The following is a 26,049-nucleotide window of genomic DNA, read 5'->3' on the forward strand; positions in this document are numbered from 1 at the left end:
TGTCTTATAATAATATCAAATAATGAGTTTTCGCAAAACGTAGATCCATTGATTTCCGCATTTGCGAAGCGAGAGGTAGTTTATTGTATGGATAATAGATAATGTCTCCGATATTTTATATTGTGAGGCCTGCTCTTTCAACTTCAAGAGAAGAAGACTCTTATTGCTGTTCGATAATTTGAATAGCCGTTCGTAGTTATCGAAAGCCGGTTTGGTACGTGCAGTTATATCAAGAGACTCAAGAGGGATTTTCCCTAATTCAAACTGTTTTAATTTATTATCGTAGGAGAGGCTCTTTTCTTCGCCATTAAGGTTACATGGTTGAATCATCTCTTCGTTGTCGATATTAAACGCAATCTCCTGCCCTGTAAAGATCAGGATAAGGAGTGTTAATATGGACAGAACTTTCTTCATGATTCGACAATAAACTTTTTATGTTAAAACATTTTGTTAATGCAAAAGGTTGTAACTTTTTAAGAAAAAATGCCTGTTGATTCGGGGGATAAATATAGATAAAGTATAGTATTCAAAAAGGCAGTCCTCTATTTATTCATCGAAAATCTTTATAAGGGTTTGGCAACAATCTTAGTGAACCGTTTGTTATATTTGTACTGAGTGAAAAAAATACAGAATACTAAATATTTAGGTTATGAAAATTGAAAAAGTAATAGGTAGAGAGATTCTTGATTCCCGTGGTAACCCGACAGTAGAGGTAGATGTGCTTCTTGAATGCGGCGCTTTTGGTCGTGCTGCCGTTCCATCCGGTGCTTCTACTGGTGAAAATGAAGCAATAGAACTGCGTGACGGTGATAAAAAACGCTACGGAGGCAAAGGTGTACTGAAAGCTGTGGATAATGTTAACAATGTAATTGCACCGGTTATCATCGGAATGAGTGCATTGAACCAACGTGCAATCGACCATAAACTGCTTCAGTTGGACGGAACAAAGACAAAGTCGAAACTCGGTGCCAATGCCATGTTAGGCGTTTCGCTGGCCGTAGCTAAAGCAGCTGCCAGTTATCTCGATTTACCGTTATATCGTTATATAGGCGGAACAAATACGTATGTATTGCCTGTTCCGATGATGAATATTATCAATGGCGGTTCGCACAGTGATGCTCCGATAGCATTTCAGGAATTTATGATTCGCCCGGTAGGTGCAAAGAGTTTCCGTGAAGGCTTGCGTATGGGAGCAGAAGTATTCCATGCCTTGAAGAAGGTGTTGCACGACCGCGGACTGAGTACGGCAGTTGGTGACGAAGGTGGTTTTGCTCCGGCTCTCAACGGTACGGAAGATGCTTTGGGTTCTATTATGGCCGCTATTAAAGCTGCCGGATACGAACCGGGTAAAGATGTGACAATCGCTATGGACTGTGCTGCTTCCGAGTTTTACGATAAGAAGGGTATCTACGATTATTCGAAGTTTGAAGGTGCCCACGGTGCCAAACGGACTGCTGCCGAACAGGTGGCTTACCTGTTGGATTTGGTTAACAAATATCCGATCGACTCTATCGAAGACGGTATGGACGAAAACGACTGGGAAGGATGGAAGCATCTTACCAAAGCTTTAGGTGACCGTGTTCAGTTGGTTGGTGACGACTTGTTCGTAACTAATGTTGAATTCCTGAAGAAAGGTATCGAAGAAGGCTGTGCCAACTCTATCCTGATTAAAGTAAATCAAATCGGAACATTAAGTGAAACACTGGATGCTATTGAAATGGCTCACCGTAACGGCTATACTTCAGTAACGTCGCACCGTTCCGGTGAAACGGAAGATGCAACAATTGCCGATATCGCCGTAGCTACTAATTCAGGACAGATCAAAACCGGTTCATTGAGCCGTTCGGATCGTATGGCTAAGTACAATCAGTTGCTTCGTATCGAGGAAGAATTGGGCGATCTGGCTGTTTATGGCTATAAGACGTACAAAAAATAATTCTGACACTTACAGAATCAGATGTAATAGACTGAAGGGCTGCCTCCCAAAGAGGCGGCCTTTTTGTGTTTATGTCCCTTACCTTTATCAGAAAGGCTAGTTGCAACTACCCCGGAGGTTATTTATTTCTAATCGAAAGCATATTATATCTTGTCTTTTTCACGACCGTCGCAAAGCTTACCGACAGACGTCAGCAAGCTTATCCACGTCCGTCGGTAAGCTTTGCGACGGCGATGGAAAAGAGAATGAGTCATATCTTTTATAGTAAAAGACAGTATGCTATGCAGGAATAGTCAGTAGGGGGAGCGATAGATGACAGGCAGATAAAAGGTGAATGGTTTTTATTCGAATTAATGCATGTGAGAGATGAAATAGCCGGAGCAAAAACAATCTCTTTACTCCGGCTATTCTATTTTATACTATTATAATTGAGCGAACCATTCACGGATAGCATCAATCAATATCTGATTTTCAGCACTTGTTTGGGTGGACAGGCGGATGTATGTTTCATCCAGTCCGCGGAAGTTGGAGGCATCACGAATCAGGATTCCATTCTTCTCCCACAAGTATTTCTTTAGTTCTGCCGCTGTGCCTTTCTTTAGGCGGACAAGGAAGAAGGTTGTTGAAGTAGGAATGACTTCCAGGTTATCGAATTTGCTTAACTGATAAATCAATTCGGCTGTTTCACGCTGCCACTTACGGATAGGCAAAGTAAACTGGGCCGGATGAATCAGGATATATTTACTGGCTTCAAGCGCAATAGCGTTTACCGACCAGGGGATGATATACTTATTTACTTCGGCTGTTATTTCTGGAGAAGCCACCAAGTAACCGATACGTAATCCCGGAATGTTGTAGGCCTTAGAGATAGACTGGATAAGAATCAGGTTTGGGTGATTCTTAACGTCTGAAGGCTTTAGCATATCTTCGGTGGTAAAGGCAACATAAGCCTGGTCGATGATGAATTTTGTATTGCGGTTGGCTGCAATCAACCGGAGCAATTCCGTACGATGAATCAATTTACCATCCGGATTGTTAGGATTGCATATCCAGCAGAAATCCTGTCCTTCCAGAGAAAGTTCCGAAAGGTCGTCGGAGGTTGGGAAGAAATTTATCTCGTGTTCGTGTAGGCGGCAGGCATCTTCATACTCAGAGAAGGAAGGAACGGCAATCGTTGATTTAGCCCCTCTCCAAGCCTGTGCCAACAGATAGAAAGCGGTAATCGAACCATTGGTTACAACTACATTTTCTTCTTTTATCTCATACCGGCGGGCAAGCAACCTTTTAAGTGAAGCAGCATCCGGTTCCGGATAACGTGTCAGTTTACTGAAATGCTCATTGAGATGTTCCTTGAGTTTATCGAGGTTAGCACCGTGCCATACGTTAGAACTGAAGTTAATCTTTACTTCGTTCTGCGAATTGTAAAAGTCATCACCGTGTCCGAATAGCATACTTTATTTGTTTTATGTAATTAATGTTGTTCTAAAAGGTGGTGCAAAAATACTAATCTTTTTGGCTTTTCCTATCAATTGCCTTATAGATTGCATCCTGTATTCGTTTGCGGATATCCAACTGGCTGAGTTTATTATTGGCACGCGACGGATTGACCCTGTTACAAAGGAAGATATAAAGTAACTGGTTGTCCGGATCCACCCAGAAACAAGTCCCGGTGAAGCCGGTGTGTCCATAGACGGAAGGTGGCGTCAGGCTGCTGCAAGGAGAACCTTTATGTGTTCCCGGGGCAGGCTTGTCGAAACCCAGTCCGCGGCGGCTTGTCGGGCTTTTACTTTGGGTGAAAAGACGACAGGTTTCTGTTGATAAGTATTGTTCGTTGCCATAAGTGCCCTGATTAAGGAAAAGCTGTAATACTTTCGCCAGGTCATTGGCATTCGAAAACAGGCCGGCATTGCCGGAGACGCCCCCCTGGAAAGCGGCAGCTTCGTCGTGCACATAGCCACGAAGTAACTGGCGGCGTACGAACTGGTCGTTCTCGGTCGGGACAATCTGAAGGCTGTCTATTCTTTTCAGCGGGTTATAAGTGGTGTGCCAGGCTCCCAGCCGGCTATAAAAGTCGTTATGCAACAGCTGGTCCATCGGTTGCTTCATCTGGTTTTCCACCATCATTTTCAGCATGATGAAGTTGACGCAGCTATACACATATTTGCCGCGTGTTCCGAGGCGGGAGTCTTTTATTTCCTGCATGATACTGTCTTTGAAGGAATCGTGCAGGTAGAAGTTGCGGGCTACCTCGGTGGTGAATCCCGGTTTCTTCTCAGTAGAAACCAGGTCGGGCAGATAGTTGAAATCATTGCGTACGTATGTTTTGGCATCGAAGCGTACCGGATGGGTAGCGTTCTTTACACTGCTGTAAAGGCTGCCTTTGTAACTATCCTTATCGATGGCATTCAGATAGAAATTGATTGTGGAGACAACTCCTGACTGATGGTAAAGCAATTCTTTTATATTCAGGTCTTTCTTGTTGGAACCTTTCAGTTCGGGGAGAAAGTCTGCTATTTTATTATTGAGGGTGAATTTCTTTTCATCGTACGCTTTCATTACGGCAAGTAAGGTCCCGGCCGCTTTGGAGGCAGACGCCAGGTCGTAGACGGAATTTTCCTGTACCTTCCGGCTTTGGCCGTAGTCAAAGTAACCAAAGGCCTTGTCGTAAATAATCATACCGTCTTTGGCAACCAGCACCTGGCAACCCGGATAGGCCTTTTCTTCAAGTCCTTCTTCTGCGATGGATCCGATTACATCGAGGCGTATGGGATTGGCTCCGACTTCCTCCGGTTCGTGATAACCTAACCGTGTTTTTTCCGTGAAGATACCGGCTCCGGCATGGAATACGCCTGGGATGGTAACCGGTAGTTTGCCTTTAGCTGGAATCCCCCCGAAGATAACCTGGGCGGCATATTCCTGAGCAAGAGGCGTTCCTTCGTATCCCATCACTACCGCCTTCGCTTTCATAATGGAACTTTTATATTCCTTACAGAAATAGGGTAGGGTAAAGAAGGCATAAACGAGCTCTTTCTTAGTCGCCAGCTGGCGAAGTTGCAGGCTTTCAGGGATGCGGACTGTGTGTACGCCGCAGATGATTACATCGTATTTCTCCAACTGTCTGTAAACATGTTGGATTTGTGCAGCTGTTGAACTACGGCTGATGCTGAAGCAGGCAATACTGTCGTAACGTCCCAGCATTTCCTGAAATTCATTTCCGGCAGGCGAACCGATTGACAAGGCGGCAATCTTCTTTTTATCCAGCTGTCTGAGCGGGACCATGTCGGATTCGTTCTTTAATAATGTAATTGCTTCTGCATTGAGTTTGGCGGCCAGCCAGGCAGCATGCGGTGAGTTCAGCCGTTTGCTTAATCCTTTCGTTTCAATCGGTCGGTATTTATCCAGTCCGGTAATGTATTTGTATTGGAGTATCTTGATACATTTGGCTTCGATATCCTCTATGGATAAAATACCTTCGTCGATCGCTTCTTTCACTGCTGTGAAATCGTTAATCGGGGCAGCCGGGGCCAGCAATATATCATTCCCAGCCAGTAATGCTTTTACTGACGGATTATCCGATTTTTTAGTCGTAGCACCTTTCATGGCCAGCGCGTCTGTGAAGCAAAGGCCTCTGAAACCAAGTTCTTCCTGCAACAGTCCTGTTACAATCGGACGGGAAAAGGAGGAAGGGAGATTACGGGTTTTATCCAGTGCCGGAACATAAAGATGTCCGGTCATAACTCCGGCATAACCATCATAGATGTAACGTTTGAAAGGATACAATTCAACGCTGTCCAGGCGTGCCCGGTCATGATGGACGGCAGGCAATGTATTATGCGAATCATCCGAAGTATCGCCATGCCCCGGGAAATGTTTAGCTACAGAGATGATACCGGCAGTTTCCAATCCGCGAGCATAGGCTATTCCTTTATCGGCAACGGCACGGGGATTCTCTCCGAACGAACGGAGGCCGATTACCGGGTTATCGGTATTACTATTTACATCTATATCGGGGGCAAAGTTGATTTGAATGCCCATCTCTTTGCATTGGCGGGCTACTTCCTTTCCGTATTCGGTAATCAGTTTATCATCTTCGATAGCTCCCAGCATCATGTTTTTAGGGAAACGGGTCGTTCCGCTAAGGCGCATAGACAAGCCCCATTCTCCGTCCAGCGAAACGAACATCGGGACACGTGACGCTTTTTGCAACCGGTTGGTTACTTCAGCCTGGGTAACAGGATTCCCTTTATGAAAGAGGATTCCTCCGAGCTTTATTTCATTGACGTATCGCATAAGCCGTTGCATGGTACGGTTATCCGATTTCGGTTCGGAAATCACCATAAAGAGTTGCCCGATCCGTTCATCGTAACTCATCTTATCAAACACAGAATCAACCCAATGATTCATTTTTGCCTGATCGACGTTACGGTACATATTAGGAATAGTCTGTGCTTTGGCCGTTAGTAAACACACAGAACATAACAGCATTGTAAGTATCTTCCTCATCTTCACGTTATCATTATTATCCACCAAAAATAAGAAAATAAGCTGAAGTTTTGTATGAGTGGAGTAATGTTTTACCTATCTTTGTATTCGATTGATCAAAGAAATAATATTATTAACTATGAAATAATAGGTCTAAATGGGAAATAAAGAACGTTTATTCAAATCTTCCACTCTTTTGACAGATGTCAAACAATTAATCGAACAAAGCCGTCTTCGTGTTGCTTCCGTTGTAAATTCAGAAATAAGTATGCTTTATTGGTTTGTTGGTAAACGGATCAGTGAAGATGTACTGAAGAATGAACGTGCAGAATATGGCAAACAGATCGTTGTTACTTTGTCGCAAGAACTTACATTAGTATATGGCAAAGGCTGGGGCGAAAAGCAATTGCGTCATTGTATGCGCTTCTATCAGATATTTCCTGAAGAGCGAATTGTATACACATTGTGTAGACAATTGACTTGGTCACATCTTCGTATGATAATGTTTATCGAAGATGATTTAAGGCGGGAGTTCTATATTGAAATGTGTAAAATAGAACGTTGGAGCGTGCGTACCCTCCGTGAACGCATTGATTCCATGTTGTATGAACGTACTGCTATCAGTCAGAAACCGGAACAAACAATCAGCAATGAACTTCAAGCACTAAAAGAAGAAGAAAAATTATCTCCCGATCTAGTGTTTAGGGATCCTTACTTTCTAGACTTTCTAGGATTAAAAGATTCTTATTCTGAAAATGATTTGGAATCTGCCATCATTGTAGAATTACAAAGTTTTATCGTTGAGATGGGTAGTGATTTTGCATTTCTAGCCAGGCAGAAACGTATCACCGTTGACAATGAAGATTATTATATAGATATTTTGTTTTTCCACCGAAGGTTACGTTGTCTTGTTGCAGTAGAGTTGAAGTTAGGGCAGTTCAAAGCATCTTATAAAGGGCAAATGGAACTTTATCTGAGATGGTTGGAGCGTTACGAAATGGTTGAAGGGGAAAATCTGCCCATCGGTTTGATTCTTTGTGCAGGAAAAAGTGAAGAGCATATAGAATTGATGCAACTGGATAAATGTAATATAAGAGTAGCTGATTATTTAACAAAGTTACCGGATAGAAAACTACTGGAAGAGAAATTTAGACTTTCAATAGAGCGGGCGAAAGCGAAATTAAATAATCATTTGGATGAAAAGAATTAAGTGATACCAAATGAATTATTCCGTAAACAATTTGCGTATCAAATAAATCTTTCGTTACTTTGCATCCGCTTTGCGCAATCTCTGTCGGGAGAAGTAGCCCGTTAAATTGCGTTTCATTTAAAATTACAATTAAAAAGCTATAAAACAATGGATTTAATTAAGATTGCAGAAGAAGCGTTTGCTACAAAGAAGGAATATCCTTCATTCAAGAGTGGTGACACTATTACAGTAGCTTACCGTATTAAAGAAGGTAACAAAGAACGTATCCAGCAGTACAGAGGCGTTGTTATCCGTATCTCAGGACATGGTGACAAAAAACGTTTTACTGTTCGTAAGATGTCTGAGAACATTGGTGTAGAAAGAATTTTCCCGATCGAATCACCGTTCATCGAAAGTATCACTGTAAACAAACTGGGTAAAGTACGCCGTGCTAAATTGTATTACCTGCGTGCTCTTACAGGTAAGAAAGCAAGAATCAAAGAAAGAAGATTCTAATCCTTCGGGATTTAATTGCCATACAAAAAAGCCATCCGATTCGTTTCGGGTGGCTTTTTTGTTGGATAGGGATAAATGCTTTATAAGCAGGGACAGGCGATTCGCCGATGTTTTTAGCCGTTTCGTCGGTTTGTGTTTTTCCGGCAGGGGAATAGGGTTATCTTTGTCACCTATAAATAAAACACTTATGCAACATTCCGTAAAAAACAATCTGCTGATTGGTTTTATTGTGTCAGTGCTGTTAAGCCTATTCGTCAACTTTACCATGTTGATGCATACTTATAAAATGCAGTCGCTGGGAGTCCCTTTCCCGGGGAACTATTCGTCCGGAGATGAATTTCTTTATTATTCCTTATTTTGGTTTTTCGTATATGCCTTTCTGCTGTTTATACTGGATTCTCAAATGTATAAGTTGGGCGACCGTCTGTTTTGTAATAAAGAATATAAAACAATCCTGTTGTCTGTCGGTGTGACAATCGTCTGTGGCATTGCGTTCTTTTTCATGTATCCGGTCATACACCGTTTTGTGATGATCGACCTTTTGGAAGTTGATCAAATGTTCCGTTCTGATAGTTTTGTTATAATGGAAGATGCGGCAAGAAAGAAAGCGACACCCCCTGCTTCCCCTGATCCGCATATGTCTATGGTTCTCAGCCGGGCGACAGATTTCCCGAAACCCTTTCTGACGGAACATCTATTTATACTGCTAACCGTTTTGCTGAGTGTCCTTTTGATACGCCTGCTGAATGGTAAACAACAGATGATGCTTGAATATGAACAATTGAAGACTGAAAAACTCCAGACTTCATACAATGCTTTGATGGGACAGATCAACCCTCATTTCTTTTTCAATTCCCTGAATGGGCTGAACTCCCTGATCAGGAGCGGGGAGAAGGAGCAGACATTGACTTATCTGGATGAGTTGTCGAATGTTTTCCGTTATATCTTGCAGAGCAACAAGAAAGAAATGGTTACGCTGGCAGAAGAATTGCAGTTTGTGAAAGCATATACTTATCTCCTTGGCGTCCGTTATGAAGGGAAGCTATTCTTCTCTATTCAAGCGGCTCCGGCACTTTTATTATGGCATTTGCCCATCCTGAGTATTCTGCCGCTGATCGAAAATGCGGTTAAACATAATGTGATCAGCAAGCAGTATCCGCTGCAAATCGACGTTTATACTACTAAAGAGAGCCAACTGGTCGTATCCAACAGGGTACAGCCGAAGGTGGAAGAGAGCACGGGAAGCGGCATTGGGTTGAAGAACCTCTGGGGACGTTACCGGATGCTTACCGGAAAGGATATCCATATCTCCAACCGGAAAGATTATTTTAAGGTAACCCTTCCTTTGCTGAACGGTACCGGACGGGTATAACAATTAAAAGATTAAACTGTATGAACGCTGTAATTATCGAGGATGAAACGGCTGCTGTTGGTAGCCTGAAAGCAATTCTTTCGCAAAACACCATGATGCCTGTCGAGGTAGTGGCCGAACTGGAGAGTATAGAGGAAAGCGTTACTTATTTCCATAACTATCCCCAGCCGGATATTATCTTTATGGATATCCACCTGGCTGACGGCTCAGCCTTCAAAATATTCGAACAGGTGGAAATCGCTGCACCGGTCATTTTTACAACGGCCTATGACGAGTATGCCCTGCAAGCCTTCCAGGTCAGCAGTATCGATTATCTGCTGAAACCGATCACACTGACTTCCCTTGAACGGGCATTAGGAAAATTGCGCCTCTTCAGCCCCGAAGAGCGGTTGGCCCATATCCGGCGCACGAACGATACCATACAGGGACGGCACGTCATAAAGAGCCTTCTGATCATGCTCACCGACAAATTTTACCCGTTGCAGGTAGAAGATATCCAGTATTTTTATACAATGAATGAAAAGGTTACTGCTTATACTTCCGACGGCAAGCTGCATCCGGTAGACCGCACTCTGGATGCCTTGGGCGACCAACTGGATGAAAAGCATTTTTTTCGTGCCAACCGCCAGTTCATTATCTCCCGGAAAGCCATTAAGGATATTGACCTTTGGTTCGGCAGCCGCCTGTCTGTCAACCTCACTTTGCCTATTCCGGAACGTATCATTATCAGTAAAACGAAAACCCCGGTATTCAAGAAATGGATATTGATGGAAGAATGATCCGGTGAAATACTGCATCATCGAGGTGATTTTTTTCACCCTCTTCCTCCGGGCGATTCACCGACCCAATTCTACCATTTATCGGTTCTTAACCTTTGTTCACCGAATATTCTTATTTATTTGTAGTGTAAACTTAAAAGAAAAGCGACTATGTTGAAATGTATTACTTTCGATGGAGATGCTTCTACGTTGAATGCTCTGATGGGCTATTTTGAGAAGTTGGATAAAGCATTGGCTGATGTGCATGAAGTGTTGCACAAAGAACAGACTGAACAACCTGTTTTTGTTCGGGAAGGAAGTAAGATCATTCGCCTTCGTAAAGAAGAGATTCTTTTTCTGGAAGGCTATGGCGATTATGTGAAGATTCATCGCACGAACGGCAAACCGCTGCTTTCGCAGGTCAGCCTGAAGCGGTTTGAAGAAAACCTCACCGACAGTTTGTTTTGCCGTGTGCACCGTTCTTATATCGTATCTCTTTCCCACATCAGTTATATCGAACGGAAACGTATCCGCATCGGTGACGAGTTGATCCCGATCAGCGACTCCTACCTTCCGGCACTTATGGGGCGGTTGGCCTTGCAGGAATAGGTCTCCCTGTCCCTGATAACTAAAAAGATTCTATAAAAATGTAATTTGAGGAACAATGCCGTAATCCTGTCTGTTTGGAGGAAAATTAAAAACAAATAGACTATGAATTACGGCATTAGTGTTCTTTTTAGGGCTATACCTTTGTTGATGGCCCTGTTCTGTTTCGGTTACGGCTGGTTCGTGTATGAATATGGAACCGACCCGAGCCGTTTTGTGGCTGGTCCGGTCGTATTTTCTTTGGGGATGATTTGTATAGCCTTGTTCTCAACGGCGGCAACCATTATCAGGCAGATCATTAATACTTTCGGAGAGATCAGCCGGTATGCGCTTCCGGCATTGGGATATTTGTCGGCTATCCTGACGGTCGTTGCAGGGATATGGATTATGCGGTCGCCTGATACGGCATCGTTTGTAGCCGGTCATGTAATCTGCGGAGTGGGACTGATTACCGCTTGTGTAGCCACAACTGCCACCTCTTCCACCCGGTTCACCATGATTACCGTCAATTCGAAAAAGACAGGCCATGATATTCCGCCCGAGGCTTTTACCCGTGCCCAGGGACTGACCCTGATTGCTATTGCCGGACTGATCGCCTTGACCGCCTGGATATGGGCATTCTGCCTGTTAGCCTATAGCGACGAGGACTCGAAATATTTTGTGGCCGGACATGTGATGATCGGCCTGGCCTGTATCTGTACGAGTCTGATTGCCCTGGTTGCGACTATTGCCCGGCAGATCAGGAATATATTTTCTCCTACCGAACGTGAATTCTGGCCTATTATGGTATTGGTCATGGGAAGTATTTGTGCTGTATGGGGAATTATCCTGATTCTGGCTACCATCAATCCGGCAAACGGTACAACAGGCTATATAATGATCGGACTGGGATTGGTATGCTATAGCATTTCCAGCAAAGTGATCCTGCTATCCAAAATATGGCGGCACGAATTCAAATTATCAAACCGTATTCCGTTAATACCTATATTTACGGCATTGACTTGTTTGTTCCTGTCCGCCTTCCTGTTCGAACTGGGTTCCGCACATGCTTACTATTTTGTTCCGGCCAGAGTTTTAGCCGGCTTGGGTGGCATCTGCTTTACTTTATTCTCCATTGTCAGCATTCTGGAGAGCGGGACATCTTCGAAATAGAAGGCTCCCGATTACAATTTCAACTTATAAAACAACTCACTCAGCGTATATGTAACCGTCATCCCGAAAGTGCTCTGTCCGTATACATCATTATTTAGTTGGGTCTTGTCGTAATAAAGGGCTACGTTGATCCGTCCGTTCGTTACCGGAAGTCCCATTCCGGCACTGAAGCGGTAAGCGTAACCTTTTTGCCCGTTGATCTGCAAGTAAGGAGTCGACAGGTTTACCCCGGCCTTATACGAACTGCGTTTCCAGAAACTCGAAGACGAATAACCGTTGGGCGAATAATCGAACCCCAGCCGCAACTTATGCGAATCCCTGAATTTTACCCGGCTGTCACCCGATGAAAGGCTGCTGTACTGGTGGAAATCATAGTCGAGCGCATAAGTACATTTCTTGTAAGTCAGCGAGCCGCCTATGCCGGCAAATTGAGGCAGATATTGGGTTGTATTCCTTTTGCTTTCCTCTGTTTCGCTGCTGCTATAAACGATCGCGATCGAATTTTCAATGCTCAGACGCTGTTTATATCCGTAAACGGCCCCGATTGTAAAAACCGTCTCTTTTCCGATCTGGCGGTGATATTGCAATCCGAAATCAGCATAGAACGCATGCGTGTACATTCTGTTTTCTACGGAAATGCTGCTCTGGCTTTCCGTAAGTTTAGTGTTTCCGAAGATGTAACTGACGTTGACGCCAGCCGATAGATTCTTGCCCAACATAAATGCATTAGTCAGGTAAACCTTTGACAGTCCGCCATATCCTTCGAACATACTTGTATAGTATGAACCGGGTGAGCCTTCCAGCGGTTCCGTACTCTGGAAATAATAGCCGACCGATGAATAAGGGGTCAATCCCGCTGCCATATACCAGTGCGGCATGATACGTCCTGCCAGCGTGAAAGCCGACATATTTCCGGTGAAAGCATTGCTGTTGCCGTTTTTCGACTGGTACGACTCGCTTTTCATAAAGGCGGATGTCTCGGCAAACAACCGGAGCGTGTCGAGCCCCGTCAGGCCAGCCGGATTTTCCGTATTGAGCAACCAGGTGCCGCGCATACCTGTCGATACACCCCCCATCGCCGAATTGGAACCATACAATCCCGTTACGATCTCGCCGATCCCGAACATCGAGTAAGGCGACGAGGTCATTATATTTTGTGCGTTGACGGTAACTGTCAGTAAAAGGAATAGAGTCAGATGCTTAATAACTTTCATATACTTTGTAGATTAGCTGTAAAACAATGGGCGAACGGCCTTGCTGGTCGCTGAAGGTCAGGTTGCGGAATGTCTTTGTATAAGTATCTTCGTTGAATACCAGTTGCAGGTTATGCTTATACATACCGAAAGCTCCCAGTTCCTGTTGCATAAAACTGGTAATGTCGAAGTAATAATAGGTATTTTCATCATACGTATCATCTTTTACCAATGTTCCGCTTTGCACCTCTTCACCGAGATAGTCGGTCACGGCATCGGTAACCACGTTGTTCTCGTCGGCGATATAAAGATAAAGGCTGTCAGGCAGGGCATTCTCTGCCGAAAACGTGCCCGGTTCAGGATAAATTTTTAGCAGTGCGCTTTCAATCGCCACCTGCTCTCCCTGCATAAGGATATTATTGATATAAGGAAATTCCAGGCGGGCATACCATCCCAGTCCGCCAAACAAAACACCCCTGTTATCCAGTTGGGAGGAAGGGATTTCCTTCTGCCCGGGAGGAAACGGTTCCAGCGCCGTACCGCTCCGGTCATGCTCGTAATGATTGAACTGGGTGCTGGTATTGGGCGTAAAGGTCAGTTCCTGTTCGTTTTCCTTTTCATCTATTATATGGTAATGGAGAACGAGCACGGCAGAACTGTCGGCCACCAGGAAGGAGAGGAGCGACTGGTTGTCGGCCCCTTCGGGAATAACGACCAGCCCTTTGAAATAATCTTCGAAATAATCGGAATTAACCTGTACGTCGCGGCTGTGGAAACGGGTCAGGAAATCCTGTCCCATTTCGTCCGGGAGGCGCACTTCCACTTCTTCCCCGCTGTTTGGCCGCGGGATAAAGCTATGGCTTGCCAATGGTTCGGCTTCATAGGTGAACGACGAGGTGTTGTAAAGATAACCGTTGTCTCCCAGCCTGAGTTTCTGGGTCAGCCTGTGTACGTTGAAGCGTAGGGCCTTCAGCGTGTCGCCGATATAATAACCTCCGTACCTGAAGGTGAGCATAAGCGAATCGAGTACGACGCGCTCGTCTATATCGGTATTATAGGAAGGACGGTTATAGGATACATAACCGGAGGCGGACATTTTGCCCCATACCGGATGCGTATATTCACCCAGCAGGACGAGCTCCTTGCCGGAGGTTTCCAGCGAGTCGATCAACATGGCTGCGACTGTCACCGTACTGGTGTCGGTACTGATATTGCGGAATGCCGAAGATACTAATCCGTTACCATACTTATTACTCTCGTCATAGCAGGATTGGAAGAGGCAACCGGCTGTTGCCAGGCATATCCATAGCAGAAAAAGGCTTCTTTTCATATATATAATACTATTCTATTGACCGCACAAAGAACCGGATTCGGTATTTCCTGTGCAAGAATAACCTGCCAATGCCCCGGATTTCTCTGTTAATCGCCTGATTCCGGAGATTAGTCGGCGCTAAGCCGGAAACAACGTCCGAAAAAGCCTTTTACCTCCCATAAATACCCATTCGTCGGACAGGAACCGCCATTTGTCGATTTAATTTGCCGGTGTTTCGGATACTTTATTCTTTTGCAACCGTAAACAGTAACACGTTATATGATGACACGAAAAAGATTATTTCTATTCCTGCTGGCGTTGCTGCCTCTGGTAATGGTATCCTGTGGGGATGACGATGATGATGATTTGATAGGTAAGTGGTATCGCGTATCCGACTTCGACGGCCTGGCACGCAGTGATGCCTCTTCGTTCTCTATCGGAAATAAAGGCTATCTGGTTTGCGGGTATGATGGTAAAAACTGTCTGTCAGACTTGTGGGAGTATGATATGGACCGCGATTCCTGGACACAAAAGGCTAACTTCCCGGGGACAGCCCGAAACTCAGCGGTGGCCATGACTGTCGATAGTAAAGGTTATTTCGGAACCGGCTATGACAGAGTGAACCGTCTGAATGATTTCTGGGAATATGACCCTGCTACCAATACCTGGACACAGAAAGCCGACTTCCCCGGAACGGCGCGTTACGGTGCGGTAGCTTTCGGTGTCAGCGGAAAGGCCTATATCGGTTGTGGTGACGACGGAAATTATCTGAAAGATTTCTATGCGTTCAATCCTTCTTCCAACAGCTGGCAGCAGATCGTTAGTATCGGGGGGACTAAACGCTGGGGTGCCACCAGTTTTGTTTTGGACAACAAGGCATATGTCTGCTGCGGAGTGAACAACGGAGAATATGTGGACGATTTCTGGATGTTTGACCCGTCGACGGAATCATGGACGCAATTACGCGACATTGCCGATACATCGGATGATGATTATGACGATGATTATAATATAGCACGTATGAATGGTGTGGCTTTCGTGATCGACGGAGCTGTCTACCTGACCTGCGGTGAAAGCGGGAGCTTACGTTCTGACACCTGGAAATATTATCCTGCAACTGATTTGTGGGAGAATGTAGCCAAATTTAAAGGTACGCCCCGTACGGTTGCGGTCGGCTTCTCCAATGGTGAGAGGGGATTTGTGGCAACGGGGAAAAGTAGCACTTACCGTTTTGATGACGTTTGGGAACTTCACCCTTATGAATACGATGATGATGACTATTAAAGGTAGAAAAGTTCTTTGGGGCTTGGTGCTGCTACCGGTACTTATTTCACTTATTTATTTCCGTCCCGGGGAAAAGGGGTCTCCGGACGGCCGGCAACCGGAGTTGCAAACGTTTCAATTGGAGGATGGCTGGGGCTATCGGATCGTGATGAATGAGAAGGTGTTGATATATCAGCCCACCATTCCTGCAATTGACACGCTAAGGTCTTTCCCGGATGAGGCCAGTGCCCGTAAGATCGGCGCGCTGGTCCTGGAAAGGCTCAACAACAATGAAAATTTTTCAATAACAATGGATGATATTAAACATTCACTCTCTGATTTAGAAACAAACGATAATTCAACGTGAACGTCGGAAGGGGCTGCCAGTGATGGTCGCCCTTTCTCTTTTTAGCAAGATAGGACAAGTAGGTTTTCAGGCCGGAGGTTATCTTTGTAGCGAAATACAAAAGAATATGGAACAACGACCTGCAACAACGGAAGAGTATCAGCGTAAAGTAAATATCCTCGTGGAGTATATCAACAATCATTTGAGCGAAACAATTGATCTGGATATACTGGCAGAAATGTCCGGTTTTTCGCCCTGGCATTTCCATCGGATAGTAAAGGCATTCCTTGGTGAAAATATAGGTGCCTTTATCGTCAGGATGCGAGTCGAGACGGCCGCTCGGTTACTGCGTCACTCTGATATGCCGGTACAGGAAATATCCTGGCGCGTTGGATACGATGTCCCCTCTTCTCTGTCGAAGGTGTTCAAACAGTTCTATGGTATTTCGCCGAACGGATATCGTAAAAACAAAGATTACATTATCATGAGACCATTAGAAATAAGACACGATTTGAAAATAGAAGCGGAAGTGAAAGAACTTCCGGCCTGCCAGATCGCTTACCTGCGTCTGTCGGGAGCGTATATGAACCTCGATTATTGCGGAGCCTGGCAAAAGTTATGGGGATTCGTGAAAGAACAGAACCTCTTCTCGGAGGGCATCGAGCATATCTGTATTTATCATAACGATCCCAAAGTGACCGAGCCGGATAAGTTGCGGACAGACGTTTGCCTTATCCTCCCCAAACCGGCGGAACCGCGGGGTGAAATAGGAGTAAAACAGTTGCCGGGCGGCAAATATGCTGTTTACCGCTATCAGGGTTCTTATGAACATCTGAAATCCGTATACGATACGGTCTATTCGCACCTGTTACCGGAAGGCGGCTATAAACCGGCCGACTCCCCGGGGTATGAAAAGTATCTGAACAATCCGGCCAATACGGCACCGGAAGAGTTGATGACCGAGATTTATGTCCCGGTCGAATAGACGGCTTTGCCGGACATCGGCATGGTCGCCTATACGACTAAAGCAGGAATCATCCCGGATGATTGTAGTAATCATGTGGGATGATTGTGGCAATCATGTAGGATGATTCCTGCCTTAGTCCGCGGAAAAAGGGTGGCAGATTGCCGGAATGATGTCGGTAGCTCTCCGACAGTTTTGTACTTCGATAGTTATATCCCGGCCGGATAAATTTGTATATTTGCCGCCATGGAATCATTTCAGATCGTATTACCATCGCCGGCACTTGCTCCTTATATCAGGCATTACTGGTTGCTGGAAACGGATAGCATTGCCCGGAGCACCGAGCGTATTATTCCGTGTGGTAATATCCAGATGCTTTTCTACCGCGGAAATCCGGTCTCGCTTTCTACCCGGCAGGATACCCGCCGGTTGGATAGCCAGTCCGTCCTGTGCGGGCAGTTCGTCGGCTTCTCCGATCTGAGCTATACCGGAAATATAAAGATATTGGCTGTCGTTTTCCATACCTATGCCGCCAATGCGTTTTTCCGTATACCGGTCAGCGAATTTTGTGACCGGAAGGTTACTGCCGGTGAGGCAGGCGACCGCGACCTGCTGGAACTGGAAGACCGCCTCCTATACGAAGCAGAAGACCGGAATTGTATCCGTCTGGTCGAGCAATTCCTCCTTCGCCGGTTAAATCCCCTGAAATCGTATAACCTGGAGCGCATGCGTTCTGTGATCTCGACGATCGACCGTGAAAAAGGGGAGATACGTGTATCCGACCTGGCATCTTCCGTCTTTTTAAGTACCAAGCAGTTTCAGCGTGTGTTTACCGGGCATATAGGGATCAGTCCCAAAGATTTCCTGCGTATAGTCCGTTTCCAGCATGCTTTGTATATGTTGCAGTCTGTTCCGGGCATGACCTTTTCGCGGCTGGCCTGCGAATGCGGTTTCTACGACCAGCCTCATCTTATCAGCGAGTTTAAAATATTCTCCGGCTATACGCCGAAGGAATACCTGTCCCTCTGTGCACCCTATTCCGATTATTTTTCTACCGAAAACGACTAATGTCCTTTTTTTCCAAGTTTGCCCCTTCGGCGTGTCCTACCTTTGCATTGTCAATTGGCAGAAATAGTTTAACGACAAAAAAAGTGAACATGAAAAAGTTAGTTTCTTTCTTCGAGATCCCTACGGCAGATTTTGGCAGAGCCGTGAAGTTTTATGAAACAGTGTTGAACCTGGATTTGAGCGTGATGGAATGCGAATCCGAAAAGATGGCTTTCTTCCCCGACGAGGACGGCTTGGCTCCGGGTGCTATCTCATGGGCGGCCGACTTCCTTCCGGCAAAGAACGGCGTGCTTGTCCATCTGAATGTGGACGACATGGATGCAACGCTTGCTCTGATCAAAGCCAACGGTGGCAGCATCGTCCGCGAAAAGACAAAGATCGAATCCGAAGACCGCGGCTATTTCGCAATGTTTTCCGATAGCGAAGGAAATACGCTGGGATTGTATTCTGATAAGTAAACATGCTTGAAGGAGGTGCTGTAAAAGCCTGTTTTGTCATGGCGGACTAGATCCGCCAACTTATACTATGTTGATTACAATGTTTAGTATGCGATCCCGGGTCAAGCCCGGGATGACAGGATAGAGACTTTGGGCACCTCCTTGTTATTTCCTGAAAAAACTCCTATATTTGTTCCCGAATCAAATAATCCGATTATTCAACTTATGAAGTGGCAACTCTGTATATAGCGTCGTTCTCCCGGACATAAGGCAAAAACTGTTTTGCCTGACTTTCGCTATCCTATTTTATACAGGGTACAATCTATCTATTTTTTAGTATTCATGGTCGCGGTATGTTCTCTGGCGGGAACGTATGCCGACGCTATATATTAAGTTGAATTATGAATTTCACATACAAACAGATCTGGCTCATCAACTATCCCGTGATGATGAGCATTTTAATGGAACAACTGATCAATATTACCGACGCTATATTTCTGGGGCATTACGGGGAGGTTGAGCTGGGTGCTTCCGCCTTGGCCGGCATGTATTACCTGATTCTTTATATGCTGGGTTTTGGTTTTAGCCTCGGATTGCAGGTCATGGTGGCACGCCGTAACGGCGAACAGAAATACGATGAAACAGGAAAGGTGTTTTTTCAGGGATTGTTTTTCCTGGTAGTGCTGGCGGTTTTCCTGTTCCTGTTATCCAAATGGATTGCACCGGTTATTTTATCCGGATTGGTCACTTCGGATGAGGTCTATGGTGCCGTAATGGATTATCTCGACTGGCGGACATTCGGGCTTCTGTTTACTTTCCCGGCACTGGCTTTCCGTTCTTTCTTTGTCGGGATTATCAAAACCAAGGTGTTGACTGTTGGGGCCGTGGTTATGGTGACGACCAATATCCTACTGAATTACCTGTTGATATTCGGTCATGCAGGGTTTCCACGGTTGGGTATTTCCGGCGCCGCTCTGGCTTCGACCTTGTCTGAATTGTCTTTTTTAATCGTCTTTCTTGTCTATATCTTCCGGGAGGTAGACAAACGTCAGTATGGCTTGCGGCCTGTGTATGACGGGCGGTTGTTGCTCCGTTTGCTTCATCTCTCCGTGTGGAGTATGATGCATGCTTTTATCAGTGTGGCTCCCTGGTTCTTTTTTTTCGTGATGATTGAACATCTGGGAGAAAACATACTGGCTGTAGCCAATATCATCCGGAGCATATCGACGGTCTTTTTTGTGATCGTCTGCTCATTCTCGACAACAACGGGATCGTTGGTCAGCAATCTGATAGGGGCAGGCGAATACGCAAAGGTGATGCCTTTGTGCCGTAAAATGGTTTGCCTGGGTTATTTTGTAGGACTTCCTTTGATTGTGCTGACCTTCTTTTTCTCCGATGCGGTGTTGGGCGTTTATACGAAGAATGAGGAGTTGATCCGGATTGCCTTCTGGCCTTTTACGGTCATGCTGGCTAATTACCTCTTTTCGGTTGCGGCTCATATTTATTGCAATGCCGTTACCGGAACCGGAAGGACCCGTACGGCTTTCCTTTTTGAAGTGGTTACGACGGTTTTCTATGTGATATACCTGTATGTATTGTCCGCAACCCCGAATCTCCCTCTCGCTGTGTATTGGACGACGGAACATATTTATGTCCTGTCTCTCTTCGTCTTATCTTATTGGTACATGAAGTGTGTATATAAAAAGACATACCGGTTGTAATCGTAAACAATTCATAATCTGAATGGTTTTATAAGAAAAACGAATAAGAAGAAGTTATGGAATGTCGAATAGAAAAAGATACCATGGGAATCGTCAGGGTTCCCGTGGATGCTTATTACGGAGCGCAGACGCAACGTAGTATCGAAAACTTTGAGATTGCACAAGATATAAACCGTATGCCCAAAGAGATTATTTATGCCTTTGCCTACCTCAAAAAAGGAGCTGCGCTGGCCAATAAGGATGCAGGTGTGCTGTCGGCGGAAAAGTGCGATCTGATAGTACGTGTCTGCGATGAGATACTGGCGGGCCGCCTGGATGAGGCGTTTCCCCTGGTGGTCTGGCAGACTGGTAGCGGTACGCAGACCAATATGAATGTGAATGAAGTGATTGCCAACCGTGCACATGTCCTGAATGGCGGAAAACTGACCGATGAGGTAAAGGTCCTGATGGCTAACGACGATGTGAATAAATCGCAGTCGTCTAATGATACGTTCCCGTCGGCTATGCACATCGCCGCTTATAAGATGCTTCGGGAGAACACGATTCCGTCTCTGGAGTTGTTGCACCGTACCCTCGTCATGAAAAGCCGGGAGTTCATGCCGATCGTCAAGATCGGGCGTACTCATTTTATGGATGCGACTCCTTTGACTTTGGGGCAGGAGTTCAGCGGGTATGCCGCCCAACTGGAATACGGCATCCAGTCGATAAAGAATACATTGCCGCATCTGGCGGAACTGGCGCTGGGAGGTACGGCTGTCGGTACCGGTATCAACACTCTGGAAAACTACGGGGAGAAGGTGGCAAAGAAAATATCGGAACTGACCGGTCTGCCGTTTGTCACGGCACCCAATAAATTCGAGGCGCTGGCAACCCATGATGCGATCGTTGAAACGCACGGTGCGTTAAAAGGCGTCGCAGTCAGCCTGATGAAGATAGCTAACGATATCCGTATGCTGGGTTCCGGTCCGCGTGCGGGGATCGGTGAAATCCGTTTGCCGGAAAATGAGCCGGGCTCGTCTATCATGCCGGGGAAAGTGAACCCGACCCAGTGCGAAGCTCTCACCATGATTGCAGCGCAGGTCATGGGGAACGATGTGGCGATCTCCGTAGGCGGTGCGTCGGGGCAGTTTGAGTTGAATGTGTACAAGCCGATGATTATTTATAATTTTCTGCACAGCGCGCGGCTGATCGGTGATGGTTGCCGGAGTTTCAACGACCATTGTGCTGTCGGTATCCAGCCGGTAAAAGAGACTATAAAGAAACATCTGGACGACTCCTTGATGTTGGTGACGGCACTCAATCCGAAGATCGGTTATTATAAAGCAGCTTCGATTGCCCAGAAAGCATTTCGTGAAAACAAATCGTTGAAGCAGGCAGCCGTTGATTCCGGGTTGCTTACGGCCGAAGAGTTCGATGAATGGGTGGATCCTTCCGGAATGGTAGGCAGGATTGAGTAACTTAATTTTCTGATAAGTAATTGATAAAGTGCTGTTTTTGTAGTATATGCAGGAACTGCACTTTTTTATTTTCGGAAAGCGCCGGACAATAATAGCCTCGCCGTATTTCCGTAGCAGATATGTAAACATTAACGATGGATATGTGAGTTGTTTAACCGGAAAAAGTTATACATTTGTTTCAAATTGTGAAATGAGCCTTTTGTATAGTGAGTGAATAACCGACTGAATGCGATACCGTTGTAAAGGTAAATATGAGGAAACACTAATGTCGGAATTAAAAATGGGGGATGTAATGAAAAAGTTACTTTATTTGGAAGAGCATATATCTTGTAAAGATTATTCTCCGGATATTTTAGTTGGATTTAAACATCGTATAGTAAGAGAGGAGAGTGAACTGAAAGAGCAGGACAAGGATTGCCATCATCTGATCTTTTTCCTGGAAGGTGAAGCTGTTATTTGTTGTAATGAGCAAAGAAACAGAATCATCCGGTCGGATGAGTTTATATTGATCCCGAAGTCCTCTGATTTTTTCTGTAAGATATTATCTGATTCCAACCTTGTTATATTTACGTTTGACCGTTTCCCCGGTGCTTGCAATAAACTGGAACTTCAATCGCTGGCTCCCCTTAGTCGTGAGATCGAGTATGATTATCAGCCGACTGTTATATATCCGCCTTTACGTTTATTCCTGGAGACTATCATAGAATACCTGGAGTCGAAGATGAACTGCAAGCATTTGCATGAGATAAAGTCGATGGAGCTGTTTTTGCTGTTTCGGGGATTTTATCGAAAAGAAGAGTTGGCTTATTTATTTCATCCTGTCGTTGGAAAATCGCTGGATTTCCGTTCCCTCATACTTGAAAATTATCTGAAGGTGGACCAGGTGGACGGGTTGGCAAAAATAGCCGGTATGGGACGTACGAATTTTAATAATAAGTTCAAGGAAGAGTTCGGAATCTCTCCCCATCAATGGTTATTGAAACAAAAAGCAAAACATGTGCGTTTCAAACTGGCCGAACCGGGAAATACGCTGAGTGATGTTATGCGGTTGTATAAGTTTAACTCGGCGACTCATTTTACACGTTTCTGCAAGCAGCAGTTTGGCTGCACTCCTTCCGAATTATTACGTCAGCTGAAAGCCGATAGATGATCATTTGAACAAAACCACTATCTTTATGCTTATAAAGTAAAAATGATATATGGAAGGAAGTAAAGTGCAATCACCCGGACTGTGGAGACGTTTGTCATCGTTGGTAAACTGGCTTTGGAAAAAGGAGGCGGAGGATATTACTGTCTATTTTATTTCCGGGATGTGCTATAACTGTAAGGTCTTTGACAAACTGCGGCTTCCGAAGGGGTATAAAAAAGCCTATATTGAATGGTTTATTCCCAGCCCCGACGAATCATTGTCGGAGTATGCCCATAAGATGGCAAAGACGATCGACACCTCGCGCCCGTTTATCCTGATCGGTTATTCTTTTGGTGCCGTTATCATGCAGGAGATGACACTTTTTCTGAAACCGGAGAAGTGCGTTATCATTTCTTCCTTTAAAAGCAAAAGGGAAATCCCTATTCTTTTCCAGGCAGTCAGGAAAGTCAACCTGATGGAGTTTATGCCTAAACGGCTTTTCTCGTCGACCGACTTTATTACCAATGCCTTTAACCGCCTGGTATATAATGCCTCCAATTCCGACCTGGCAGAGTATATGACTGTTACCGATCCCATATATATCAAATGGGCGGTAGAACAGATCACTGACTGGGTACCGGACAATAAGAGCGAACACCTTTATCATATTCATGGCACGGCCGATCAGATCTTTCCTTATGACCGGCTTGAAAATGTTTTTCCCGTTGAGGGAGGCGATCATCTGATGGTGGTCAAAAAAGCGGATACAGTCAGTTCCATTCTGGATATCATCTTGCTGAAGAAAGAGGATTGATTCCCTGTTTTAATAGAATAATTGCTAAATCAGGCAATAGAAATGAGCTTTTTGGTTGTTGAGTGGGTTATAATGAACAATCGAAAATAAATGATTATGGTAAACAGGTTTAGTGACAAGTTGACGACAGAAGAACGCAAGGAACTTCCTTCCTCTGATTTTGGCCTTCCGGAAACCCGTGAGTTTCCTATGCCCGATGCGGCCCATGTAAGGGCAGCCGAATCTTATTTCAGATATGCACCCGAGGATAAGAAGCCGTTGCTGGCTTACCGTATCCTGCAAAAAGCGGCGGAGTTCGGTGTGGATGTGCAGAGTCCGGTTATATTTGAATGGGCTGAAAAACATGAGAGCTAAAAACAACAAAACGTCCGGACTTCCCTGGGGACATCCGGACGTTTGTCTTAACCGACATAACTGTTGTTATTAAATTTTATTTTACTTCTTCGCCTTTGTCATTGAAGGTAACTGTGCTTTCCGTACCTTCGGCTGTAGCGATAACAAGTTTATAAGTCTTGGCTCCGTCTTTTTCTGCTACAGAGGCTTCTTTGATGGTCTGGCCTGCATAGGCTTTTTCAACTGCTGTTTTCACTACTTCGGGAACATCTGCCACTTCAACCTTTGTGTACTCATCCTGAGTAGACTGACAGCAAGCTACTGAATCAACACTTGTTTCTGCTGCGATAGCACTCATACAACCAACACCCATAACCATTGCCATTACTACTAATACCTTTTTCATGATCTTAATTTTTTTAATTCAACAATCTTTTATTACTAATACGCTTAATGTAATTCAATTCGTGTGCCAAACGGATGGTATGATTGCTTGTGTGTTGATAATCAAACAGTATTGCGTATTCGTGATTGTGCCAGACTGTAGAATGGGGATGTGGAATTGGGGAAATGTGATGAAATTTTCCTCAATGGCAGGTTCGTTTTAGGGGGTAAAACAACAAAGGCTGTCAATCTTTCGACTAACAGCCTTTGGAGCGGAAGCGGGGGGATTCGAACCCCCGGTACCCTTACGAGTACGTCAGTTTAGCAAACTGGTGGTTTCAGCCACTCACCCACACTTCCATGTGTTCTGTGCTTCTTCCTTAGAATTGCGCTGCAAAGATAGGCGGATGTTTTTAAATAAACAAAGGATTTTGCATCTATTTTTTCGGAAAAAGGTATTACTTTTGTGACCTGTTCTGATAATCAGTATTTTATTGGAGGAAAAAATGAATAAGAAAAAACAGGGGAAGCGTAATATACTAATTGGGATTGTCGTATTTTTAGTCTTTTTGCTGGCGGGCACAGGTTTCTGGGGATACCGTCTGGCATGGGCGCCTAACTTTACTCCCAAAGAAACGGTTTATCTGTATATAGGAAAAGACAAGGATTTCGGCGAACTTTGCCGTCAGTTGATTGATTCGGCCGGCTGCAATCGTATCGGAAGTTTTAAACAGTTGGCCGGATTCCTGCAATACCAGGGAAATATGAAGACCGGCCGATATGCGGTATCGCCGGGAATGAGCAACCTGGAACTGTTGAACGATCTGCGGCGCGGTCATCAGGTGGCAACCCGTCTTACCTTTAATAATATCCGCTTTAAAGATGATCTGGTGGAGCGGTTGGACGAACAGTTGATGCTGGATAAAGAGGACTTACTGGTCTTGCTGAACGATTCGGCTTATTGCGATTCGCTGGGATTTACAACCGAAACAATTCTTTCCATGTTTATTCCGAATACCTATGAGGTCTATTGGAATATTCCCGCTGAAAAACTGATGCAACGTATGAATCGTGAATATAAAGTCTTCTGGACGGAAGCACGTCTGGAGAAGGCAAAAGCGATTGATCTGACGCCTGCGGAAGTCGCCATCCTGGCCTCCATCGTAGAGGAAGAAACGGCTGCGGCAGATGAATATCCGATTGTGGCCGGTTTGTATCTGAACCGTTTGCATCGTGGCATACCGTTACAAGCCGATCCTACCGTCAAATTTGCAGTGGGTGATTTTACCTTGCAACGCATCCTGTTCGAACATCTGGAAATAGATTCTCCATATAATACATATAAATATGCCGGGTTGCCGCCCGGACCGCTGCGTGTCCCGACTATCAAGGGGATGGACAGCGTTTTGAATTATATGAAGCATAATTATCTTTATATGTGCGCCAAAGAAGATTTTTCGGGCCGGCATAATTTTGCGGCAACGCTGGCAGAGCATAATCGCAATGCAAACCGTTACCGGGCTGAACTGAACAGGAGAAAGATTCGGTAGGCTTTTTGCTTTTTGTTTATGGTAAAAGCTGTATCTTTGGCTGTTGGTATAACATAAAAATCAATTT

At 45.0% G+C, this 26,049-nt stretch carries 24 protein-coding genes and 1 tRNA gene; 18 read left to right on the forward strand and 7 right to left on the reverse strand.

Annotated features, from left to right (window positions below):
- Nucleotides 1-15: 15 nt before the first annotated feature.
- Nucleotides 16-414 carry a hypothetical protein gene (locus HMPREF1535_RS12935; protein ID WP_010800547.1) on the reverse strand — a complete coding sequence of 133 codons (399 nt, stop codon included), beginning with the start codon at nt 412-414 and terminating at the stop codon, nt 16-18.
- A gap of 235 nt (nt 415-649) precedes the next feature.
- On the opposite strand from HMPREF1535_RS12935, the gene eno reads away from it, so the two are divergent.
- On the forward strand, nt 650-1,936 hold the full coding sequence (gene eno, locus HMPREF1535_RS12940; RefSeq protein WP_009859515.1) for a phosphopyruvate hydratase: 1,287 nt from the start codon (nt 650-652) through the stop codon (nt 1,934-1,936).
- Between the two features lie 422 nt (nt 1,937-2,358).
- Here the strand turns inward: eno and HMPREF1535_RS12950 are convergent, their stop codons facing one another.
- Both HMPREF1535_RS12950 and HMPREF1535_RS12955 read right to left on the reverse strand, forming a co-directional pair.
- A complete protein-coding gene (locus HMPREF1535_RS12950; protein ID WP_009859514.1) occupies nt 2,359-3,387 on the reverse strand; it encodes an aminotransferase class I/II-fold pyridoxal phosphate-dependent enzyme in 1,029 nt (342 codons plus the stop codon).
- Nucleotides 3,388-3,439: 52 nt separating this feature from the next.
- A complete protein-coding gene (locus tag HMPREF1535_RS12955) occupies nt 3,440-6,439 on the reverse strand; it encodes a serine hydrolase domain-containing protein (protein ID WP_046146319.1) in 3,000 nt (999 codons plus the stop codon).
- 136 nt (nt 6,440-6,575) lie between these two features.
- Here HMPREF1535_RS12955 and HMPREF1535_RS12960 point away from each other — a divergent pair, with 136 nt between their 5' ends.
- The 6 genes from HMPREF1535_RS12960 (at nt 6,576) to HMPREF1535_RS12985 (ending at nt 12,011) form a co-directional block, all read left to right on the forward strand.
- Nucleotides 6,576-7,628 carry a PDDEXK nuclease domain-containing protein gene (locus tag HMPREF1535_RS12960; protein ID WP_046146320.1) on the forward strand — a complete coding sequence of 351 codons (1,053 nt, stop codon included), beginning with the start codon at nt 6,576-6,578 and terminating at the stop codon, nt 7,626-7,628.
- A 147-nt stretch (nt 7,629-7,775) separates the two neighbouring features.
- On the forward strand, nt 7,776-8,123 hold the full coding sequence (gene rplS, locus HMPREF1535_RS12965; protein WP_009859510.1) for a 50S ribosomal protein L19: 348 nt from the start codon (nt 7,776-7,778) through the stop codon (nt 8,121-8,123).
- Between the two features lie 187 nt (nt 8,124-8,310).
- The gene (locus HMPREF1535_RS12970; protein WP_046146321.1) at nt 8,311-9,495 is read left to right on the forward strand and encodes a sensor histidine kinase; all 1,185 of its coding nucleotides are present in this window, start codon (nt 8,311-8,313) and stop codon (nt 9,493-9,495) included.
- Between the two features lie 20 nt (nt 9,496-9,515).
- Nucleotides 9,516-10,274, forward strand: coding sequence for a LytR/AlgR family response regulator transcription factor (locus HMPREF1535_RS12975; RefSeq protein WP_046146322.1), 759 nt, complete (start codon nt 9,516-9,518; stop codon nt 10,272-10,274).
- Between the two features lie 150 nt (nt 10,275-10,424).
- Nucleotides 10,425-10,862 (forward strand): LytR/AlgR family response regulator transcription factor, encoded by a 438-nt coding sequence (locus HMPREF1535_RS12980; protein WP_010800543.1) that lies wholly within the window; start codon nt 10,425-10,427, stop codon nt 10,860-10,862.
- Between the two features lie 102 nt (nt 10,863-10,964).
- Nucleotides 10,965-12,011 (forward strand): DUF2776 domain-containing protein, encoded by a 1,047-nt coding sequence (locus HMPREF1535_RS12985; RefSeq protein WP_046146323.1) that lies wholly within the window; start codon nt 10,965-10,967, stop codon nt 12,009-12,011.
- Between the two features lie 11 nt (nt 12,012-12,022).
- Here HMPREF1535_RS12985 and bamG read toward each other — a convergent pair whose 3' ends face one another.
- On the reverse strand, nt 12,023-13,225 hold the full coding sequence (gene bamG, locus HMPREF1535_RS12990; protein WP_046146324.1) for a BamG family beta-barrel-assembly machinery protein: 1,203 nt from the start codon (nt 13,223-13,225) through the stop codon (nt 12,023-12,025).
- The gene (locus tag HMPREF1535_RS12995) at nt 13,212-14,534 is read right to left on the reverse strand and encodes a DUF4270 family protein (RefSeq protein ID WP_046146325.1); all 1,323 of its coding nucleotides are present in this window, start codon (nt 14,532-14,534) and stop codon (nt 13,212-13,214) included. The genes bamG and HMPREF1535_RS12995 overlap by 14 nt, the downstream gene beginning before the upstream one ends.
- A gap of 264 nt (nt 14,535-14,798) precedes the next feature.
- Between HMPREF1535_RS12995 and HMPREF1535_RS13000 the strand changes: the two genes are divergently transcribed.
- From HMPREF1535_RS13000 to HMPREF1535_RS13045, 10 genes are all read left to right on the forward strand, one after another.
- A complete protein-coding gene (locus HMPREF1535_RS13000; protein WP_046146544.1) occupies nt 14,799-15,800 on the forward strand; it encodes a Kelch repeat-containing protein in 1,002 nt (333 codons plus the stop codon).
- Nucleotides 15,775-16,146 (forward strand): DUF4907 domain-containing protein, encoded by a 372-nt coding sequence (locus tag HMPREF1535_RS13005; protein WP_046146545.1) that lies wholly within the window; start codon nt 15,775-15,777, stop codon nt 16,144-16,146. The genes HMPREF1535_RS13000 and HMPREF1535_RS13005 overlap by 26 nt, the downstream gene beginning before the upstream one ends.
- A 106-nt stretch (nt 16,147-16,252) precedes the next feature.
- A complete protein-coding gene (locus tag HMPREF1535_RS13010; protein WP_044215299.1) occupies nt 16,253-17,110 on the forward strand; it encodes an AraC family transcriptional regulator in 858 nt (285 codons plus the stop codon).
- A gap of 225 nt (nt 17,111-17,335) precedes the next feature.
- Complete coding sequence (locus tag HMPREF1535_RS13015) at nt 17,336-18,157, forward strand: AraC family transcriptional regulator (protein ID WP_046146326.1); 822 nt, start codon at nt 17,336-17,338, stop codon at nt 18,155-18,157.
- Between the two features lie 89 nt (nt 18,158-18,246).
- Complete coding sequence (locus HMPREF1535_RS13020; protein WP_046146327.1) at nt 18,247-18,615, forward strand: VOC family protein; 369 nt, start codon at nt 18,247-18,249, stop codon at nt 18,613-18,615.
- A 380-nt stretch (nt 18,616-18,995) separates the two neighbouring features.
- Nucleotides 18,996-20,315: an MATE family efflux transporter gene (locus HMPREF1535_RS13025; RefSeq protein WP_046146328.1), complete on the forward strand. Its 1,320-nt coding sequence runs from the start codon at nt 18,996-18,998 to the stop codon at nt 20,313-20,315.
- A gap of 56 nt (nt 20,316-20,371) precedes the next feature.
- A complete protein-coding gene (gene fumC, locus HMPREF1535_RS13030; protein WP_046146329.1) occupies nt 20,372-21,772 on the forward strand; it encodes a class II fumarate hydratase in 1,401 nt (466 codons plus the stop codon).
- Between the two features lie 292 nt (nt 21,773-22,064).
- Nucleotides 22,065-22,922 carry a helix-turn-helix transcriptional regulator gene (locus HMPREF1535_RS13035; protein ID WP_244275611.1) on the forward strand — a complete coding sequence of 286 codons (858 nt, stop codon included), beginning with the start codon at nt 22,065-22,067 and terminating at the stop codon, nt 22,920-22,922.
- A gap of 49 nt (nt 22,923-22,971) precedes the next feature.
- A complete protein-coding gene (locus HMPREF1535_RS13040; RefSeq protein ID WP_009859493.1) occupies nt 22,972-23,715 on the forward strand; it encodes an alpha/beta hydrolase in 744 nt (247 codons plus the stop codon).
- A 96-nt stretch (nt 23,716-23,811) separates the two neighbouring features.
- Nucleotides 23,812-24,069: a hypothetical protein gene (locus HMPREF1535_RS13045; protein WP_009859492.1), complete on the forward strand. Its 258-nt coding sequence runs from the start codon at nt 23,812-23,814 to the stop codon at nt 24,067-24,069.
- 76 nt (nt 24,070-24,145) lie between these two features.
- Here HMPREF1535_RS13045 and HMPREF1535_RS13050 read toward each other — a convergent pair whose 3' ends face one another.
- Together HMPREF1535_RS13050 and HMPREF1535_RS13060 are read right to left on the reverse strand one after the other, a co-directional pair.
- Entirely contained in the window at nt 24,146-24,454 is a 309-nt protein-coding gene (locus HMPREF1535_RS13050) for a hypothetical protein (protein WP_010800535.1), read from the reverse strand.
- A gap of 251 nt (nt 24,455-24,705) precedes the next feature.
- A tRNA-Ser gene (locus tag HMPREF1535_RS13060) sits at nt 24,706-24,792 on the reverse strand.
- A gap of 146 nt (nt 24,793-24,938) precedes the next feature.
- On the opposite strand from HMPREF1535_RS13060, the gene mltG reads away from it, so the two are divergent.
- Nucleotides 24,939-25,982 carry an endolytic transglycosylase MltG gene (gene mltG / locus HMPREF1535_RS13065; protein ID WP_046146332.1) on the forward strand — a complete coding sequence of 348 codons (1,044 nt, stop codon included), beginning with the start codon at nt 24,939-24,941 and terminating at the stop codon, nt 25,980-25,982.
- Nucleotides 25,983-26,049: the final 67 nt, after the last annotated feature.

It is taken from the genome of Parabacteroides goldsteinii DSM 19448 = WAL 12034 (assembly GCF_000969835.1).
GTDB lineage: Bacteria > Bacteroidota > Bacteroidia > Bacteroidales > Tannerellaceae > Parabacteroides > Parabacteroides goldsteinii.